Source organism: Streptomyces ortus (assembly GCF_026341275.1).
GTDB classification, from domain to species: domain Bacteria; phylum Actinomycetota; class Actinomycetes; order Streptomycetales; family Streptomycetaceae; genus Streptomyces; species Streptomyces ortus.
The window spans coordinates 4518214-4535621 of record NZ_JAIFZO010000002.1 but is presented as its reverse complement, the minus strand read 5'-3'; the positions used below and the strand labels follow the sequence as shown (position 1 = coordinate 4535621).

Sequence of the window (17408 nt, the reverse complement as noted above, 5' to 3'; positions counted from 1 at the left end):
CATGCAGCACTCCAACGCGCTGAACCGGCTCGACAGGCTGCCTGTCTCGCGGTTCCACAAGGTCACCCTGCTGGCCGTCGCCTTCGCGTACTTCTTCGAGTTCGCGGACATCAACAGCTTCGCCACCACCGCGCCGAAACTGATCAGGCTGTGGGGCCTGACGGTCGACCAGGTCGCCTACGTCACGTCCCTCTCCTTCGTCGGCATGTTCATCGGGGCGGTCGTCGCCGGGTCCATAGCCGACCGGTGGGGCCGCAAACGGGCCCTGATCTGGACCACGCTGTTCTTCGGCGTCTCGTCGTTCGCGGCGGTGTTCTCCTGGGACCTCGTCTCGCTCGGCGTGTTCCGCGTGCTGACCTCGGCGGGCCTGTCGGCGATGACCGTCGTCGGAGTCGTCTACGTCAACGAGATGTACCCGTCGGCGATCCGCGGCAAGTACCAGGCGTACGCCATCGCGATCGGCATCTGTGGGACGCCCGTCACCAACCTCATCGCCAGCGCGGTCGTCCCGCTCAACGACTGGTCGTGGCGGCTGGTCTACCTCTGGGGTTCGCTGGGTGTCCTGCTCGTCCTCTTCTCCGGCCGCCTCAAGGAGTCACCGCGCTGGCTGGAGAGCCGGGGCGAGCACGCGGCGGCGGACGCGGTCCTGAGGGAGATCGAGACGGCCGTGGCGGCGGAGAAGGGGCCGCTGCCCGAGCCCGCGCCGCCGGTCGCCGGGACGCCGTCGACGAAGGCGCCGCTGCGGCTGCTGCTCCAGAAGAAGTACCTGCTCCCGACGCTGCTGCTGTCCGTCCTGTGGATGACGCAGACCATCGGCTTCTTCGGCTATTCGAGCTGGGCGCCGACCCTGCTGGCCAAGGAGGGCTTCAGCGTCGAGAAGTCCGTCTTCTACGTGGCGCTCACCACGGTCGGAGCGCCGCTCGGCTGCTATCTGGCGTCGCTGGTCACCGACCGGTTCGAGCGGAAGTGGTGCCTGGTGGCCTTCGGCACGGTGATCGCGGTGTGCGGGCTGCTGTACGGGCTGACCTTCGACCCGGTGCTCATCATCGTGTTCGGCTTCCTCGTGAACCTCTTCGAGCGGGGCTACACGGCGCTGGCGTACGCGTACTCGCCCGAGCTGTTCGACACGCGGGCGCGGTCGCTGGGGACGAGCGTGTCCTACGGGCTGGGGCGGCTGTCGAACGCGGCGGGTCCGCTGATCGTGGCGGCGCTGTACACCGGGCACGGGTACCGGAGCGTCTTCTACTTCATCGCGGGGACGTGGCTGGTGGGGGCGGTGACGCTGGCCGCGTTCGGCACGCGGACGCGGGCGGCGCGCTTGTCGGACGCGGAGTCCCAACGGGTCCGCGTCCCGGCATAGCGGCCCTGAAAGCCAAAAGACTGCGCCGTTCCCCGCGCCCCCATCCAGGGGCGCGGGGAACGGCGCAGTCTTCTGGTCAGTGGAGGCTTCGGCAGTACAGCGCGTCCGGCGTGCGGGACGACCCGATGCGGCCCGTGTACGCGACCCCCGCCACGTACTCGTCGTCCGCGCACTGCCCCTTGTACCGCCCGTTCGCGAAGTCCCCGCCCTTGGGCTCGGCCCCCCGGTTGTCCCCCCGGTCGAACCACACCGTCCGCCCCGCCGTACCGGTGATCACCCCGGCCGCGACGGCCGTACACAGCGCACCGGAGACCGCCGCCCCCCGGACGCTGTAGCCGGTCATCACCTGCCCGTCGGCGCACTGCAGCTTGGTGTACCCGGAGGCCCAGTCACCCCCGGCCTTCACGTACCGCTCGTCCTTGACCACCTCGTACCCGCCGCCCGAAGCGGCCGGCGCCGCCGTGGTCACGTCGGAGCACAGCCCGCGGTTGCCCGTGTGCGCGAGCCCGAGCAGGCGCTGCCCGTCGGGGCAGACGGCCTTGCGCGCGCCGGAGTCGAAGTCCGGCACCCCCCGCATCCGCCGCGAGGCGATGAAGTCCCCGTGGTCGGGGCTGAGCATCGACCACTCCGCCACCCGCGCGACCTGCCCCGTACGCCCCGTCGCCCCGACGAGCCGGCTCCACGCCGCGGCCCGCCAGTCGTCACCGTCGTACACCCCCATGCGGTGGCCCGCCGAGTCCCAGTGCAGCAGGGCCCAGCCGTTGCCGCCGCGGTTCTCGTGCCAGCCCACCAGCGGCCAGTACGCGAAGTCGGCGTCGGTGCGCACGAGATGGTCGACGAAGTTCTCGAACCAGGCCCGCGCCCCCGGGTTCGTCTCGGACCGGCCGCCGACCCCGAACTCGCTGATCCAGACCGGCGCGGTGAAGTGCTGGTCCTGTTCGGCGGTGACGAAGAAGGCCTGGCGGTTCAGTACGTCGACGAGTTCGGCGGGGCTGAAGTCCCGGTAGCGCGGGTCGGTGGTCTCGCCCGTCCCGGTGGCCCCGCTGTGGTTGGGGCCGGTGTAGTCGTAGAAGTGGGCGGAGTACACGAGCTTGCCGGAGTCGACGAGGGTGTGGGAGAGGGTGCGTACGGGCGCCAGCGTGGGGCGTTCGTGGGCGAAGCCGTCGATGGGGATGCCGGTCCAGTTGATGCCCTCGACGACGATGAGGAGGTCGGCGTTGGCCTCGGTCAGGATGCGGTCGCCCATGCGCTGGGAGGCGGCGAACCAGTCGTGGTCGTCGCCGAGGCCCCAGTTGGGGTCGTCCCAGATGGTGCGGCGCACCTCGTTGTAGAGGTCGGCGCCGACGACCCGCTTGTTGTCCTTGTAGCGGCGGGCCATGAAGAGCCAGTCGTCCTCCCAGGTCTGCACGGACTGGCCGGCGTTCCAGCGTTCGTTGCCGTCGACCCCGCAGCACCAACGGGTCGTGTTGGTGTGGTTGTTGAGGATCACGGCGAGCCCGGCGCCGGTAAGTTCGCCGATCACCGCGTCGTACACCTGGAGCGGGGTCCTGCCGCGCAGCGCCGGATTGGCGGCGACGGCGTCGTCGGTGACGGGGCGGCTGTCGTGGACCATCTCGTTGGAGAAGGGCAGCCGGATGCTGTTGATCCCGATCTGCCGGAAGCCGGCGACGATCTCGGCCATCGGCGCCCGGTCCAGGCCGAGGGGTATCCGCCCGGAGTTCTCGCCCGCGTGATGACTGGCGTCGTCGTCCACGCTGCCGGAGCCGTTCCAGGTGCCGCTGGCCCCGTGCCAGTTGCCGGACCGCAGCTTGAACCGGTCGCCGTTCGCGTCGACGATCCAGCGGCCCCGCGTACTGAGCGGCGCCGTCCAGTCCGCCGCGGCCGGAGCGGACTGGGCGGCCTCATGGGCGGCGGGCTCCGGGCCGGCCGAGGCCGTGGGAGCGAGGGGCACCAGAAGGAGTGCGGCTGCCAGAGTCGCCCAACCGAAGGATCCGCGCACGGCCACCGCCCCGAGGATTACGTTGTCATGGCAGCGTCATCATGAAGGACGGTCGCGTGCTGGTCCAGGCCTGCGGGGGAGAAGACTCGGGGATCCGAGCCAATTCAGGACACCGGGCCGTGGTGGTCCCGGCCCCGACGCGGCGCACGGGCGCACCAGCCGATGACGAGCGCGTTGACCAGCGCCCCGAACACGACGGCGACGACGAACATCGCGGCGCCGACCGGCAGCAACAGCAGCGGCACGAGACTGCCCGGGGCGGTGGCGAACAGCGGGATGAATGCCGCCATGGACCCGTCCGAACGGTCGCTCGCGCTCACCACGAACGCCCACACCACCAGGCCCGCACAGCACGGCGGTGAAGGTGTCCCGTTCGGTCGCCACGGTGAACAGGGCCAGCCCGACACCCGCGGCCCCCAGGACCGCCACGAGGAGCGCGGACGCGTCCGGCACCGCCCCGCGCGCGAGCGCCGCGCCGGGCCACCAGGGCCTGGGCGCAGAGCAGCAGGACCGGCAGCAGCCGGTCGTCGATTCGGTTCACGGCGGCCAGGCCATGGCCGCGACCGAGCGGCCCGACTCCGGCCGGGGGTGGATTCCCGTCGCTTACCAGGGGTGGAGGTCCGCGGGGACGGCAGTCATCCGGCAGCGGCACGCGAAGCAAACCCGCCGAAGGGAATTCCCGTACCGCTCCGACTCGACGCAATAGAAATAGAAATAGCAATAGATTCATAGCCATAGCCATCGCTATAGCCATCGCATGCAATTCGACGCAGTTCCATTCAGGGGGACATCCATGTCCAGGCGCATTCTCATCTCGTCGTTCGCCGCTGTCGTCGTCGGCGGAATCGCCGTCGGCGGGTTCGCCATGGCCTCGTTCACCTTCACCACGGACGTGCGGGACGACTTGGGCGTCAAGGGCCTCAAGGTCATCGCGTGGCCCGCGAGTTCGAAGCTCGACCCGACGGAGGCGGAGCTGCGGTCCGTGGACAGCGCCGAGTGCCGGAGCACCTCGGACGAGACGTCCCGCTGCACCTACACGCTGAAGATCACGGAGAAGGAGGAGTCCGGGAGGGACCGGGGCACCTGGCACATCTCCGCGCCGGCGACCGCCGAGGACGGCGACACGGGGTTCGTGTCCCGCGCCGCCTCCTTCGAGATCACCGGCTGACCGGTCACCGCCACGCTCCCGACAGGTTCCGGGTGACGACCGAGCTGAGGATCCGTACGCCGCGCGTCGAGCCGGGGTCGATGTCCGTGAGCTCCCTCGCCCGCCGGAGGCGGTAGTCCAGGGTGCGCGGATGGATGGTGAGGGCTTCCGCCGTGGCACCGCGGTTCATGTCGTGGAGGTAGTACGCGTCGAGGGTGAGTAGGAGGTCCGGGCCCGCTTCGAGGCTCCGGGCCACCGAGCGGAGCCAGTCGTCGACGAACGGCACCTCCGCGACGGCGAGTTCGACGAAGACGTCCGCCAGGGTGTGCGCCCGCAGCCGTCCGGACGTACGCCGCAGGGGGGCCGCCCTGCTGATCCACCGGGCCCGGTCGAGCGCGCCGGCCAGCTCGGACGCCGGCGCGCCGGCGGTCCCGACGGCACAGTGCCGGCCGAGCGCCTGGGCGAAGTCCCGCAGAAGACCGGACACGGCCGGCTCGGACACGATCGGCTCGGACCCGGCCGCGTAGGGCGCCGCCGGCAGGTCGGTGGCTGTGGCGGCGGCGGAGGGGGCGGTGGCGGTGGCGGTGGGAACCTGCCCGCTCCGGGCCCCTCCCGGCACCAGCGCGATCAGCTCGCCGCCCCTGCCGCCCCGCTCCGGACACCAGGTGACGGGCACCCGGTGGCTCCTCACCAGCGTCTCGATCCCGCTCTCCAGGTCGCGGTCGCCGACGGGGCAGTCGGGCACCAGGATCACCGTCACCTCGTAGTACTCGGCCGGTTCCACTCCCGTGAGCAGCGCGAGTTCCGCCGCGACGGGGTCCCCGGCCAGCAGGGAACGGGTCAGCAGGGCGACCTGCTCCACGTACGGCAGCCGGCGTCGCAGCGCCGTCACGAAGCCCTGCCGGTAGGCGCCGATGCCCCGCTCGCCCTGGGGCGCGAACCAGCTCATGATCCGCATGAGTTCGTCGACATCGCCGCCGCGCTGGGCCTCGGTCGCCTCGTTGATCTCGCGCAGCATGAGTTCGGTGTGCACGCGCAGGACCCGTTGCCGTGAGTCCAGCGACATCCCCGCCCCGGCCCGCGCCTCGCCCATCGACGCGATGTAGCCGAGGTCGGCGTCGGTCAGGACGCCGCTGTCCGGGGCCAGTTCGAGCGTGCGGCGCCTGAACCACACCGCGTACTCCAGCGTCTCGTCCCTGGCCCGGGAGTTCACGTCCAGCGAGCCGAGCTCCGGAATCTCACGCACATACGTGTCGACCTCGCGGCGCGCGTTGGCCGACGCCTGCCGGGCCAGCTCGGCGAAGAGGCTCCCCATGAGCGTGAGCATGCCACCGAGAGCCAGGGCGCCGCCAGATGAAATCCGGACGGGCACTTATCACTCAGGGTGAATCGATGAAGGATGTGCCGACCGCGTATTTGTCACAGTGCGCAAAGTTCCTTGATCCGGCCCCACTCGTGGCTCGATTCGCTTGTCGGGCCGATCCCGCCTGGGCTTAATGGAAACCACGCGGGACTGCTCGAAGCACCGCGCGCACCGAAATGCGGAATTCTTTCGCATGGGTCGTTTCGCATGGGTAGTACGGGAGGGAAAACAATGAAAGCAGCGGTCAGGAAGAGAATCGCGGCGGCGGTAGCGGTCGTGTCCGCGGCAACCGCGCTCACGGTGAGCGCGCCCGGCGCCAGCTCCGCCGCCCCCGACGCCACCTCCAGCCTGCGGGCGTACGGGATCTTCGGCACGGGCACCACGATGGCCACGTTCCTCACCGACGACCCGACGACCCTCAACTGGGTCAAGACCATCAAGGGGCTCGTCGGCGACACCAAACTGATCGGGATCGACTTCCGCGTGCAGAACGGCCTCCTGTACGGCGTCGGCGAGAAGGGCGGGATCTACACGATCACCTTCCCGCCGACCACCACCGACGTGGTCGTCACCAAGGTCTCCCAGCTCACGGTCGCGCTCTACGGCACCGTCTTCGACATCGACTTCAACCCGGCGGCCGACCGGTTACGGGTGATCAGCAACTACGGCCAGAACCTGCGGCACAACCTGAACGACGGCACCACGGCCACGGACAGCGCGCTGAACCTCCCGCCGCTCACCACGGCCGCCCAGGGCGTCACCGCGGCCGGCTACACGAACAACGACAAGGTCGGGTCCACCGCGACGACCCTGTTCGACATCGACACGTACAACGACCAGGTCGTCATCCAGTCGCCGCCCAACGCGGGCAACCTCGTCCCGACCGGCCTCCTCGGCTTCGACGCCGGTACCGACGCGGGCCTGGACATCTACAGCGTCCTGTCCAACGGCAGGACGGTCTCGAACACCGCCTTCGCCTCGCTCACCCCGTACGGCGCCGACACCCCGTTCTTCTACGAGGTCAACGTCCTCACCGGGGAGCCGTCGCCCGTCGGGCAGTTCCCGCTGAACGTCACGGACATCGCGATCAGCCTGACCGGGACCTGAGCGCCGACCCGGCGGCTGTCACAGCGCGGTCGGCCCGGCCTGCACCAGGCCCGTCTGATAGGCGATGACCACCAGTTGGGCCCGGTCCCTGGCACCCAGCTTCGTCATGGCCCGGTGGACGTGGGTACGTACGGTCAGCGGGCTGACCGTGAGGTCCTCGGCGATCTCGGTGTTGGACTTGCCCTCCGCCGCGAGGGCCATCACCTCGCGTTCGCGGACCGTGAGTTCGGCCAGGCGTTCCGGGGGCGCCAGGTGACCCCCGGGCGCGGGGGACGTGAGGAAGCGGGTGATGAGCGTGCGGGTGGCGCCGGGCGAGAGCAGGGCCTCGCCGGACGCCACGGTTCTCAGCCCGTCCAGCAGGGTGTCGGCCGTGACGTCCTTGCCGAGGAACCCGCTGGCACCCGCGCGCAGCGCCTGGGCGACGTAGTCCTCCGTCTCGAACGTGGTGAGGATGAGGACGCGGGTGGCGGACAGTTTCGGGTCCGCGCAGATCTCGGACGTGGCCGTGAGGCCGTCCGCGCCCGGCATACGGATGTCCATGAGAACGATGTCGGGGCGGTGGGCGCGGGTCAGGTCCACCGCCTCCGCGCCGTCGGAGGCCTCGCCGACCACCTCCATGTCGTCACAGGAGTCGATCAGGATCCGGAACGTGGCCCGCAGCAGGGCCTGGTCGTCGGCGAGCAGCACCTTGATGCTCATGGCTTGTGTCCTTCCACGGAGGTAGAGGTGTCGGAGGCTTCCACGGCCACTCCTGCCTCTCCTGCCACTGCGGCCACTCCGGCCACTTCGGCCATCCCTGCCGCCCCGGTGTCACCGGCCGCCCCCTCCGCCGCCGTCATCAGCGGTTGCAGCGGGAGTGCCGTGGTGACCTCGAAACCGCCTCCCGCGCGGGGCCCCGCCCGCAGCTCCCCGCCGATGGACCGGGCGCGTTCGTGCATGCCCATGACCCCGAAGCCCCGGCCCGGCGCCGCGGTGGAGGCGTTCGCGCCGACCGCGACGGCCGCCGGGCCGTCGTTGGTGACCGTGATCAGCAGCCGGGAGTCGGCGTACCCGAGCCGCACGTGCGCGCGCTCCGCGGCGGCGTGCTTGGTCACATTGGTCAGCGCCTCCTGCACGATCCGGAACGCCGTGAGGTCCACCCCCGGAGGGAGCGGCCGGGGCACGCCCTCCGTGGTCACCGAGACGGCGACCCCCGCGGACGCGCACGCCGCCACCAGATCCGGCAGGCAGTGGAGGCCGGGGGCCGGTTCGAGCGACGGGGAGGCCGGGTCGTCGTTCTGGCGCAGCAGCCCCAGCGTGGCCTTCAGCTCGCGCAGCGCCGAGGACGTGGTCCCGGTCAGATCGGTGAGGATCTTCCGTGACTGCTCGGGGTTGCTGCGCGCGAGATGGGCGGCGGTACCGGCCTGCGCGTTGGCCAGGGCCAGATGGTGGGCGACGACGTCGTGCAGTTCCCGGGCGATGCGCATGCGCTCCTCGGTGACGCGCAGCCGCGCCTCCTCCTCCCGGGTGCGCTCGGCGTGTTCGGCGCGGGCCTGCACGGCCGCGAGATAGGCCCGCCGCAGCCGGGTCATGTTGCCCACGGCGATCGGCAGCATGAGCCAGAAGATCGGCCCGATCGTCCTGAGCAGCAGGGAGTGCGAGCCCAGGGAGCTGGACATCACCGAGCCGGCGGTCAGCGCCACCATGACCGTGCCCCCGTAGATGCGGGTGGTCTTGCGGTCGCAGAAGACGGCCAGCCAGTAGAGCGCCGCCATCACCGGGGCGAGCAGCAGGGGGGTGACCAGGTATCCGAGGTCGACCGCGATCACCGTGCAGACCGTGATCACGACGACGGTGATGCGCGGGTACTTGCGGTACCGCAGCAGGGCCAGGCAGGACACGCCCATGAGCACGGTCCCGGCGCTGTCGTGGTCGGGTGGGACGACGCCGGGCAGCGTGATCGAGCTGCCGAGGGTCGCGGAACCCATCAGCCCCGCGGCCAGGGCCACGTCGATCACGCGGGGATGGCGGTCCGCGTACTGCTCGAAGCGGTCCGTGTAACGCTCCAGGCTGCTGGACATCGGGCTCTCCGGGGGTGGGCTGCGTCCATCCTGGACGCTTCCGGGGGTGAACGGCCGACGGGGCCGCCCGTGTCGTCGATCACGGGCGGCCCCTACCGCGGGGGGAGGCGGTCGTCTCGGGCGGGTCTCAGGTGCGGGCCACTTCCAGGTCGGCCGGCTCGGAGGGCGCCGGGTCCTCCTCGGAGCGGCGGCTGAGCGCCTCGCCCTCCACGTCGACGCGGGGCAGCAGCCGGTCGAGCCAGCCCGGCAGCCACCAGGCCTTGTGGCCGAGCAGGGCCAGGACGGCGGGCACGATGGCCATGCGGACGACGAAGGCGTCGAAGAGCACGGCGGTGGCCAGCCCGAAGCCGATCATCTTGATCATGGACTCGCTCTCGCCGATGAAGCCGGCGAACACCGCGATCATGATCAGGGCGGCGGCCACGACGACCCGGGCGCTGTGCCGGAACCCGCTGGTCACCGCCTCGGCGGGCGACTCCCCGTGGACGTACGCCTCGCGCATCCGGGAGACCAGGAAGACCTCGTAGTCCATGGCCAGGCCGAAGACGATGCCCACCAGGAAGATCGGCATCAGGCTCATGATCGGGCCGGTCTGCTCCACGCCCATCAGGTCGGCGCCGTGGCCCTGCTGGAAGACCAGGACGACCACGCCGAGGGAGGCCAGCACCGACAGGAGGAAGCCGAGGGCCGCCTTGAGCGGGACGAGCAGGGACCGGAAGACCACCATCAGCAGGATGATCGCGAGCCCGACGACGACGATCAGGTACGGGACCAGGGCGCCCGAGACCTTGTCGGAGATGTCGATGTTCAGCGCGGTGGTGCCGGTGACCTCGAAGGTCGCGCCGGTCTCGGCCTCGACCCCGGTCCGCTCGCCGCGGATGGTGTTCACCAGGTCGGTCGTCTTCTGGTCGGTCGGCGCGGTGGAGGGCACGACCGAGAAGACGGCGGTGTCGCCGCCCTCGTTGAAGCGTGCCGGGGAGACGGACACGACCCCCTCGGTGGCGCCTATCTCCTTGGAGATCGTCTCGACGGCGCCCTTCGCGTCGGAGTCGCCCTTGGCGTCCACGACGACGGTCAGCGGACCGTTGAAGCCAGGACCGAAGCCCTCGGCCAGCGCGTCGTAGGCGCGGCGCTCGGTGGTGGAGGTCGACTTCGCCTCGTCGCCGGGCATGCCCAGCTGCAGATCGGCCATCGGCACCGCGAGGGCCCCGAGACCGACCACGCCGAGGAGCAGTACGGGCACGGGCCTGCGCAGGACGAAGCGCGCCCAGCGGGTGCCGCCGTTGTCCGCGGCCTCCTTCTCGACCCGGCCGCTCCTGCGGGCCTTCCGGGTGAGCACGGCGTTCGGCCAGAAGCCGAGGAGTGCCGGTACGAAGGTCAGCGCGATCAGGACGCCCACGACGACCGCGCCGGCCGCGGCCAGACCCATCTTGGTGAGCATCGGGATGCCGACGACGGCGAGTCCGGCCAGGGCGATGACGACGGTGAGTCCGGCGAAGACGACCGCGGAACCGGCCGTACCGGTCGCGAGCGCGGTGGCCTCCTCGGGTGTACGGCCCTTGGCGCGCTCCTCCCGGTAGCGGGAGACCACGAAGAGGGCGTAGTCGATGCCGACCGCGAGGCCCAGCATCATCGCCAGGGTGCCGGTGGTCGTGGACAGGCCGAGGGTGCTGGCCAGCGTCAGGATCGTGGCCATGCTCACGCCGACGCCGATGACGGCGGTCAGCAGCGGCAGCCCGGCCGCGGCGAGGGAGCCGAAGGTGACCAGCAGGACGACCGCGGCGATCGCGACGCCGATCAGCTCGGCCGCTCCGCCCGGACCGCCGTTCTCCTCCATCGCGGTCCCGCCGGCCTCGACGGTCAGCCCGGAGTCCCGGGCCCCGTCGAGCGCCTCCACGAGCTGGGACCTGCTGGCGTCCGTCAGCTCCTCGGGCCCGACCTTGTAGGTGACGGTCGCGTACGCCGTCGTGCCGTCCTTGCTGACGGCCTTCGCCTGGAAGGGGTCGACGGCGCTCGCGACCTGCGAGCCGTCGCCCAGCCCCTTGACGGTCTTCTCGACGGCCTTCTTGCTCTCGGCCGCGGTGACCTTCCCGCCGTCCGGCGCGACGAAGACGACCCGCGCGGCCGCACCGTCGGCGGAGGTCCCGGGGAAGCGCTCCTCCATCAGGTCGAACGCCTTCTGGGACTCGATGCCCGGCATGGAGAAACCCTCTTCGGCCGCCGCCGGGGCCTTCATCGCGCCCAGTCCGACCGCGGCCAGGACGGCCGCCCAGACCAGGGCGACGTACCAGCGACGCCGGAAGGCCAGACGGCCCAATCGGTACAGGAAAGTAGCCACGGCAGAAGGTCTCCACATCTGGTGCCGAATGTCCCTCAAGGCTGTCCGGTGGAGGCCTGTCCTGTCGTCGTGCGTCTGCCGACACATTTCGCTACTCGGTTCGCAGTAGGAACAGGGCGCGGGCTCCGTCTCCGGGACGACGGGGCAGGACGCCGTGTCAGCCTCTGGTCTGGCCCCGCCAAGTTACCGAACCGTAACCTTCCGGCTGCTACCGCGAGTAACTTACTGACAGGTAAGTTCCAGGCGGACTTTCACCTGTAGGCCGCTCCACAGGAGGTTCGCCATGCCCGCACGCCGAAAACTGCTGGCCGCGGCAGTCACCGCCGTCGCCTGCCTCACCACCCAGGCGCTCACGGCCACCGCCGCCACGGCGGCGGACGAGGTCGTGTCCCGGGGCGTCACGATCCCCGCCTTCTACCACCCGCCGAGCACCCTGCCCGCCGCGAACGGCACGCTCGTCCGCAGCGAACCGCTCCCGCTGGCCCTGAGCCTGCCCAGCCTCCACGGACCGCTGCCGGGCACCGCGACCCGGCTGATGTACAAGTCCACCGACTCGAACGGCGAGCCGGTCGCCGTCACCGGGGCGTACCTCGAACCGACCGCCCGCTGGAAGGGCGGCGGACCGCGGCCCCTGGTCGCGCTGGCACCCGGCACCCTGGGCCAGGGCGACCAGTGCGCCGCGTCCATGGGCCTGGAACACCCGCTGTCGTTCAACGGCGAGACGGTCTCCGTCGGCTACGAGGACCTGTCGATCTACCGGCTCCTCGCCAAGGGCGCCGCCGTGGTCGTCACCGACTACGCCGGCCTGGGCGCGACCGACCGGCTGCACACCTACGTCGACCGGGTCGACGAGGCGCACGCGGTCCTCGACGCCGTCCGCGCAGCCCGTTCGCTCGGCGGCGCCTCCGTCACCGCGGACTCCCCGGTCGGGCTGTTCGGCTACAGCCAGGGCGGCGGGGCGACCGCCGCAGCCGCCGAGCTCCAGGCCTCGTACGCCCCCGACGTCACCCTCGCCGGAACCTACGCGGGCGCACCGCCCGCCGACCTGGCCGCGGTCACCGAGGCCATCGACGGCAGTGAGCTGGCCGGTGCGCTGGGCTGGTCCCTGAACGGCTTCCTCCAGTCCGACCCGGAGCTGAAGCCGATCGCGGAGGCGCACCTCAACACGGCCGGGAAGGCGGCCCTCGCCGATCTGTCCACCATGTGCGTCGGCGACGCCCTCTTCGGCTACGGCTACACCAGGAGCACCCGGTGGACGACCGACGGCCGCTCCCTCAGCGAGATCATCGCCGCCACGCCCGAACTCAGGACGTTCCTGGACGGCCAGCGCATCGGCAGGCTGAAGCCGTCGGGCCCGGTCCGGCTCGCGACGGGCGTCAGCGACAACCTCGTCCCCCACGGCCAGTCCCGGGACCTCGCCGTCGACTGGTGCCGCAAGGGGGCCGACGTCACGTACAAGCCGGTGGTCCTGCCGGGCGTGGGCAGCGCGCTGCTCAACCACTTCGCCCCGCTGCTGACCGACCAGGGAAACGCCATCGACTGGCTGACGGACCGCCTGGCGGGCGAGCCCACCACCTCCAACTGCTGGACCCTCCCGGTCCAGCCCTGACCGCCGCCCTGGCCCCCGCAGAAACCATGTCCCCCGGGCGGATAAATACCTGTGCCCGCCACATGAGAATTGACTCCGACGCGCGATGAATATTACTTACTCGACAGGCTGAGCGAAATCATTCATCACGCGTCGCCGATCGCAGCGTGCTAGTCTTGATCTCAGTTGCATGTTGTGGTTCCCGAAAATCTTGACAGGCATCCCCGCCAGTTCGTTACGGGTGGGGATCCTTTATGGCTCCGGTTGGCTTTCCGGTGGGGTGATCATCACGGCGACACGGAGTGCACACATGGTGCGCTCCGCACGCACCGCCCCGAAGGAGAAAAACATGGCTTCCGGTACCGTGAAGTGGTTCAACGCAGAAAAGGGCTTCGGCTTCATCGAGCAGGACGGCGGCGGCGCCGACGTCTTCGCCCACTACTCGAACATCGCCGCCCAGGGCTTCCGCGAGCTGAACGAGGGCCAGAAGGTCACGTTCGACATCGCGCAGGGCCAGAAGGGCCCGACGGCCGAGAACATCGTTCCCGCCTGACGTCGGCACGCACTTCGCAGCTGGGGCCCGCACCTTGGGGTGCGGGCCCCAGCTCGCTGCATTCCAGGGAATACGCGACCCGCTCGACGGGTTCTCCGTCCGAGCTCCGAATGAAAATCCTTCGGAGCCACCCGCACGGAACGACCGGCCCCGTCCCAGGAAACGCGCAACGCGCTCCGGCGGGACCACCCGCGAATATTCCCCGCCGCTTCGATTCACCCATCGATTCGGCTTCCCATTACTTCGGCTCGTTCTTGCAATTCTCTGCGCTGTTCATTCTTCGCGGGAATTCCTTGATACGCGCCATGTCAAGGAAGGTTCCACGTGAACCGCACGCGCACGAACGACCGCTACTCCCGTACCCGCGGCGCCGGAAATCCGAGCGCCGGCCGCAGCGGCGGCGGTAGCCGCTCCAGCTCCCCGCGCCGGTCCGACGGCGGCGGCTACGGCGGCGGCCACGGCCGCCGGCAGAGCGCTCCCCAGGGCGAGTTCGCCCTCCCGAAGACGATCACCCCGGCCCTGCCCGCCGTCGAGGCGTTCGCCGACCTCGACATGCCGTCGCAGCTGCTGGACGCGCTCGGCCACGAGGGTGTGACCGTGCCCTTCCCGATCCAGGGCGCGACCCTGCCGAACTCCCTCGCGGGCCGCGACGTACTCGGCCGTGGCCGCACCGGCTCGGGCAAGACCCTCGCCTTCGGCCTCGCGATGCTCGCCCGCACGGCGGGCCTGCGCGCCGAGCCCAGGCAGCCGCTGGCCCTGGTCCTCGTCCCCACCCGCGAGCTGGCCCAGCAGGTCACCGACGCGCTCACCCCGTACGCCCGCTCCCTGCGGCTGCGGCTGACCACCGTCGTCGGCGGCATGTCGATCGGCAAGCAGGCCGGTGCGCTGCGCGCCGGCGCCGAGGTCGTCGTCGCCACACCGGGCCGCCTCAAGGACCTCATCGACCGCGGCGACTGCCGTCTGAACCAGGTCGCCATCACGGTCCTCGACGAGGCCGACCAGATGACCGACATGGGCTTCATGCCGCAGGTCACCGCGCTGCTCGACCAGGTGCGCCCCGAGGGCCAGCGGATGCTGTTCTCGGCCACGCTCGACCGCAACGTCGACCTGCTGGTCCGCCGCTACCTGACCGACCCCGTGGTCCACTCCGTCGACCCGTCCGCGGGCGCCGTGACCACCATGGAGCACCACGTCCTGCATGTGCACGGCGCGGACAAGCAGCGCACGACCACCGAGATCGCGGCCCGCGAAGGCCGCGTGATCATGTTCCTGGACACCAAGCACGCGGTGGACCGGCTGACCGACCACCTGCTGAACAGCGGGGTACGGGCCGCGGCCCTGCACGGCGGCAAGTCCCAGCCGCAGCGCACCCGGACCCTGTCCCGCTTCAAGTCCGGGCATGTGACGGTGCTGGTGGCGACCAACGTCGCCGCGCGCGGGATCCACGTCGACAACCTCGACCTCGTCGTGAACGTCGACCCGCCCACCGACCACAAGGACTACCTGCACCGCGGCGGCCGTACGGCGCGCGCGGGCGAGTCCGGCAGCGTCGTCACGCTGGTGACCCCCAACCAGCGCCGCGACATGAGCCGGCTGATGGTCGCCGCGGGCATCAACCCGACGACCACGCAGGTCCGTTCGGGCGAGGCCGAGCTGGGCCGCATCACCGGCGCCCAGGCCCCCTCGGGCATCCCGGTGACCATCACCGCGCCCGCCTCCGAGCGGACCCGGCGCAGCACCTCCTCCGCACCCGGCGCGGCGTCCCGCGGCCGGCGCGGGCGTGGCAGCCGCAGCCGTTTCACGGGTGACGCGGCCCGCCGTCCGGCGCCGCGCTCGTCCGCCGTCGACGCGGCTGCCTGAGACTCCTGCGCACCCCCCGTCCCCGTCCGGGTCGGCCCCCCCTTCTCCCTTTGTGTCTGTGAGGCATCATGCGCTGTGTCATCGCCCGGTTCCCGTTCGACCTCACCAAGAACGGGGTGCTGGACTCGATGAAGGGCGTCAAGCCCGAGGCCATCACGGGTGAGTCCGTGCTCATCGGCCGCCGCCAGTACCCGGTCAAGCAGGTGGGCGAGATCATCACCCGCCAGGACCGCCGCGACTTCAGCGGCGCGGAGGTCACCCGCGCCATGACCCGGCTCGGCTTCACCTGCCGCGGCGTCCAGGACGCCGCGCCCGCCGCGCCCGCCGCCCTGACCCCGCTCCAGAACGCCTCGGCGATGCTCGGCGAGACCCAGCCCGCCGCGGCGGCCCCCGCGGCCACGAACGCCGGGGCGGCCGTCGCCGGCTGACCCGCGGAACAGTGAAGGGCCCTGCCGACTCGTGTCGGCAGGGCCCTTCGTCATGGGTGGGCGGGTACGGCGGGTACCCGCGGCTCAGTGGTCGGAGTAGCTGAAGTCGCCCACGGTCCAGGCGCTGACGTCCGTGATCGCGACGCGGTACATCCCGCCGGTCTCGGGAATGCCGACGTTGCCCTGCAGGATGCGGGCCAGATGGAAGTGCAGATGCGTGGGCGCCTTGGCACGGTCCGGGTGATCGTCACGGTCGGCGTGGTCGGCATGATCGGCTCGGTCTGTCCGGTCGGCACGGTCCTGTGGCCGGTCCGCGAGGAAGATGCCGGAGAACGGACCCAGATGGTCCGAGTCCTTCAGCACCTCCGAGACCCGCTCCCGCCACACGGCTTCGGGAGCCAGTCTGCCGGTGATGACAGCACCACCGGCGACCACGGTCAGCGACATCCGATTGCTCTGCCCGGACTCCACCAGGGCTGAGATACCGACGAGCAGTTCGTCAGGGTTCGACATGAGAGCCGATTCTATCCAGCGGTCGCACCTACCCACCTCCCGTGGGGCTGACACCAAGATACCTGGGATTCATGCCGCCAAAAATCTACCTTGGCGAGAGTAGACATTGGGCGTGCACGTGGCTAAGGTTTCTCTCGTAGACGAGGTCGAGCAAGTCCCCCAGACACGAACTGGCGGGTCGCAGTACAAGTCGAAGTACGAGAAGTACGCAGTTCAGAGCGGTTGTGGAGTTCCGAAGCCAGGTGTTTCGCAGGACGGTGACGGGACTGACGACCGCGCTGGGTGGCTCGCGGGTCGAGGAGCCGCCACCAGTACCACCAATGGATTTGGAGAAAGGACGGAAGGAGCAGACGCCATCAGGATCGCCCCGCCGAGAACGTTCGGCAGGGCCAGCCAGACCCCGGATTGGAAGGTGGTCCCCGGTCACGCAACCACGGTCCCCGTACTCCCTGCCCTCTCCCGGGCCGGGTGACGGAAACAGAAGGTCGGCGCGTCAGTAGCGCCGGCAGATGGTGTTCAATTTCCTTCGGGGCCCTGGTGCCGTACGGCACCAGGGCCCCTCGACGCGTTGCAGAACGAGGTGACATGACAGCAGAGAATCCGCTGGGCGATCGACTGGAAGACGACGACTACCCCGCGTACACGATGGGCCGGGCCGCCGAGATGCTCGGCACCACTCCCGGTTTCCTCCGGGCCATCGGGGAGGCCAGGCTGATCACTCCGCTGCGCTCCGAAGGCGGACACCGGCGCTACTCCCGCTACCAGCTCCGGATCGCCGCCCGCGCGCGCGAGCTGGTCGACCGGGGCACCCCGGTCGAGGCCGCCTGCCGCATCGTGATCCTTGAGGACCAGCTCGAGGAAGCGCAGCGGATCAACGACGAGTACCGCCGCGCGGCGGGCCGGACGGCGGCGGACGGCCCCAAGACGTCCTGAACCCGGCCTCGCCCGGGCGCGAATGTCCTGATGCGCGCGGCAATGCCCTCGGGCCCCCGGTGAATCCGCGCAGGAGCGTCACACAGGCTGCACACAGTGCCTGGGCGGCGTCGTTAGCGTGGCTGGCGTTCGACCCCACGTACCCACGTACGACCATGA

The 17408-nt window shown here is 70.6% G+C and carries 15 protein-coding genes; 8 read left to right on the top strand and 7 right to left on the bottom strand.

Features of this window, described 5'->3' with window-relative positions:
- Position 1 precedes the first annotated feature (1 nt).
- Positions 2-1360, top strand: a complete 1359-nt coding sequence (locus K3769_RS23385) for an MFS transporter (protein WP_267028313.1) — start codon at positions 2-4, stop codon at positions 1358-1360.
- Between the two features lie 76 nt (positions 1361-1436).
- Here the strand turns inward: K3769_RS23385 and K3769_RS23380 are convergent, their stop codons facing one another.
- Both K3769_RS23380 and K3769_RS23375 read right to left on the bottom strand, forming a co-directional pair.
- Complete coding sequence (locus tag K3769_RS23380; RefSeq protein ID WP_372515012.1) at positions 1437-3311, bottom strand: glycoside hydrolase family 5 protein; 1875 nt, start codon at positions 3309-3311, stop codon at positions 1437-1439.
- A gap of 152 nt (positions 3312-3463) precedes the next feature.
- Complete coding sequence (locus K3769_RS23375; RefSeq protein ID WP_267028312.1) at positions 3464-3649, bottom strand: SCO4225 family membrane protein; 186 nt, start codon at positions 3647-3649, stop codon at positions 3464-3466.
- Between the two features lie 503 nt (positions 3650-4152).
- Here K3769_RS23375 and K3769_RS23370 point away from each other — a divergent pair.
- A complete protein-coding gene (locus K3769_RS23370) occupies positions 4153-4527 on the top strand; it encodes a DUF5707 domain-containing protein (protein WP_267028311.1) in 375 nt (124 codons plus the stop codon).
- A 4-nt stretch (positions 4528-4531) separates the two neighbouring features.
- On the opposite strand, the gene K3769_RS23365 is transcribed toward K3769_RS23370, so the two are convergent.
- On the bottom strand, positions 4532-5821 hold the full coding sequence (locus K3769_RS23365; protein WP_267028310.1) for a PucR family transcriptional regulator: 1290 nt from the start codon (positions 5819-5821) through the stop codon (positions 4532-4534).
- Between the two features lie 279 nt (positions 5822-6100).
- On the opposite strand from K3769_RS23365, the gene K3769_RS23360 reads away from it, so the two are divergent.
- Entirely contained in the window at positions 6101-6976 is an 876-nt protein-coding gene (locus tag K3769_RS23360) for a DUF4394 domain-containing protein (protein ID WP_267028309.1), read from the top strand.
- An 18-nt stretch (positions 6977-6994) separates the two neighbouring features.
- Here K3769_RS23360 and K3769_RS23355 read toward each other — a convergent pair whose 3' ends face one another.
- From K3769_RS23355 to K3769_RS23345, 3 genes are all read right to left on the bottom strand, one after another.
- Positions 6995-7675: a response regulator transcription factor gene (locus K3769_RS23355; RefSeq protein ID WP_267028308.1), complete on the bottom strand. Its 681-nt coding sequence runs from the start codon at positions 7673-7675 to the stop codon at positions 6995-6997.
- Complete coding sequence (locus K3769_RS23350; protein WP_267028307.1) at positions 7672-9036, bottom strand: sensor histidine kinase; 1365 nt, start codon at positions 9034-9036, stop codon at positions 7672-7674. The genes K3769_RS23355 and K3769_RS23350 overlap by 4 nt, the downstream gene beginning before the upstream one ends.
- A gap of 127 nt (positions 9037-9163) precedes the next feature.
- Positions 9164-11374 carry an MMPL family transporter gene (locus K3769_RS23345; RefSeq protein ID WP_267028306.1) on the bottom strand — a complete coding sequence of 737 codons (2211 nt, stop codon included), beginning with the start codon at positions 11372-11374 and terminating at the stop codon, positions 9164-9166.
- A 283-nt stretch (positions 11375-11657) separates the two neighbouring features.
- Between K3769_RS23345 and K3769_RS23340 the strand changes: the two genes are divergently transcribed.
- From K3769_RS23340 to K3769_RS23325, 4 genes are all read left to right on the top strand, one after another.
- The gene (locus K3769_RS23340) at positions 11658-12983 is read left to right on the top strand and encodes a lipase family protein (protein WP_267028305.1); all 1326 of its coding nucleotides are present in this window, start codon (positions 11658-11660) and stop codon (positions 12981-12983) included.
- 328 nt (positions 12984-13311) lie between these two features.
- Complete coding sequence (locus K3769_RS23335) at positions 13312-13515, top strand: cold-shock protein (RefSeq protein ID WP_107017975.1); 204 nt, start codon at positions 13312-13314, stop codon at positions 13513-13515.
- Between the two features lie 324 nt (positions 13516-13839).
- Positions 13840-15375: a DEAD/DEAH box helicase gene (locus tag K3769_RS23330; RefSeq protein WP_267028304.1), complete on the top strand. Its 1536-nt coding sequence runs from the start codon at positions 13840-13842 to the stop codon at positions 15373-15375.
- A 68-nt stretch (positions 15376-15443) separates the two neighbouring features.
- A complete protein-coding gene (locus tag K3769_RS23325; protein WP_267028303.1) occupies positions 15444-15803 on the top strand; it encodes an SCO5918 family protein in 360 nt (119 codons plus the stop codon).
- 84 nt (positions 15804-15887) lie between these two features.
- On the opposite strand, the gene K3769_RS23320 is transcribed toward K3769_RS23325, so the two are convergent.
- Positions 15888-16316, bottom strand: coding sequence for a hypothetical protein (locus K3769_RS23320; protein ID WP_267028302.1), 429 nt, complete (start codon positions 16314-16316; stop codon positions 15888-15890).
- Positions 16317-16901: 585 nt separating this feature from the next.
- On the opposite strand from K3769_RS23320, the gene K3769_RS23315 reads away from it, so the two are divergent.
- The gene (locus K3769_RS23315) at positions 16902-17249 is read left to right on the top strand and encodes a MerR family transcriptional regulator (RefSeq protein ID WP_267028301.1); all 348 of its coding nucleotides are present in this window, start codon (positions 16902-16904) and stop codon (positions 17247-17249) included.
- The last annotated feature ends 159 nt before the right edge of the window (positions 17250-17408 follow it).

Coding starts and splice junctions, on each gene's coding strand:
- K3769_RS23385 (WP_267028313.1), top strand. CDS start 2: ATGCAGCACTCCAACGCGCTGAACCGGCTCGACAGGCTGCCTGTCTCG.
- K3769_RS23375 (WP_267028312.1), bottom strand. CDS start 3,649: ATGGCGGCATTCATCCCGCTGTTCGCCACCGCCCCGGGCAGTCTCGTG.
- K3769_RS23370 (WP_267028311.1), top strand. CDS start 4,153: ATGTCCAGGCGCATTCTCATCTCGTCGTTCGCCGCTGTCGTCGTCGGC.
- K3769_RS23365 (WP_267028310.1), bottom strand. CDS start 5,821: ATGGGGAGCCTCTTCGCCGAGCTGGCCCGGCAGGCGTCGGCCAACGCG.
- K3769_RS23360 (WP_267028309.1), top strand. CDS start 6,101: ATGAAAGCAGCGGTCAGGAAGAGAATCGCGGCGGCGGTAGCGGTCGTG.
- K3769_RS23355 (WP_267028308.1), bottom strand. CDS start 7,675: ATGAGCATCAAGGTGCTGCTCGCCGACGACCAGGCCCTGCTGCGGGCC.
- K3769_RS23350 (WP_267028307.1), bottom strand. CDS start 9,036: ATGTCCAGCAGCCTGGAGCGTTACACGGACCGCTTCGAGCAGTACGCG.
- K3769_RS23340 (WP_267028305.1), top strand. CDS start 11,658: ATGCCCGCACGCCGAAAACTGCTGGCCGCGGCAGTCACCGCCGTCGCC.
- K3769_RS23335 (WP_107017975.1), top strand. CDS start 13,312: ATGGCTTCCGGTACCGTGAAGTGGTTCAACGCAGAAAAGGGCTTCGGC.
- K3769_RS23325 (WP_267028303.1), top strand. CDS start 15,444: ATGCGCTGTGTCATCGCCCGGTTCCCGTTCGACCTCACCAAGAACGGG.
- K3769_RS23320 (WP_267028302.1), bottom strand. CDS start 16,316: ATGTCGAACCCTGACGAACTGCTCGTCGGTATCTCAGCCCTGGTGGAG.
- K3769_RS23315 (WP_267028301.1), top strand. CDS start 16,902: ATGACAGCAGAGAATCCGCTGGGCGATCGACTGGAAGACGACGACTAC.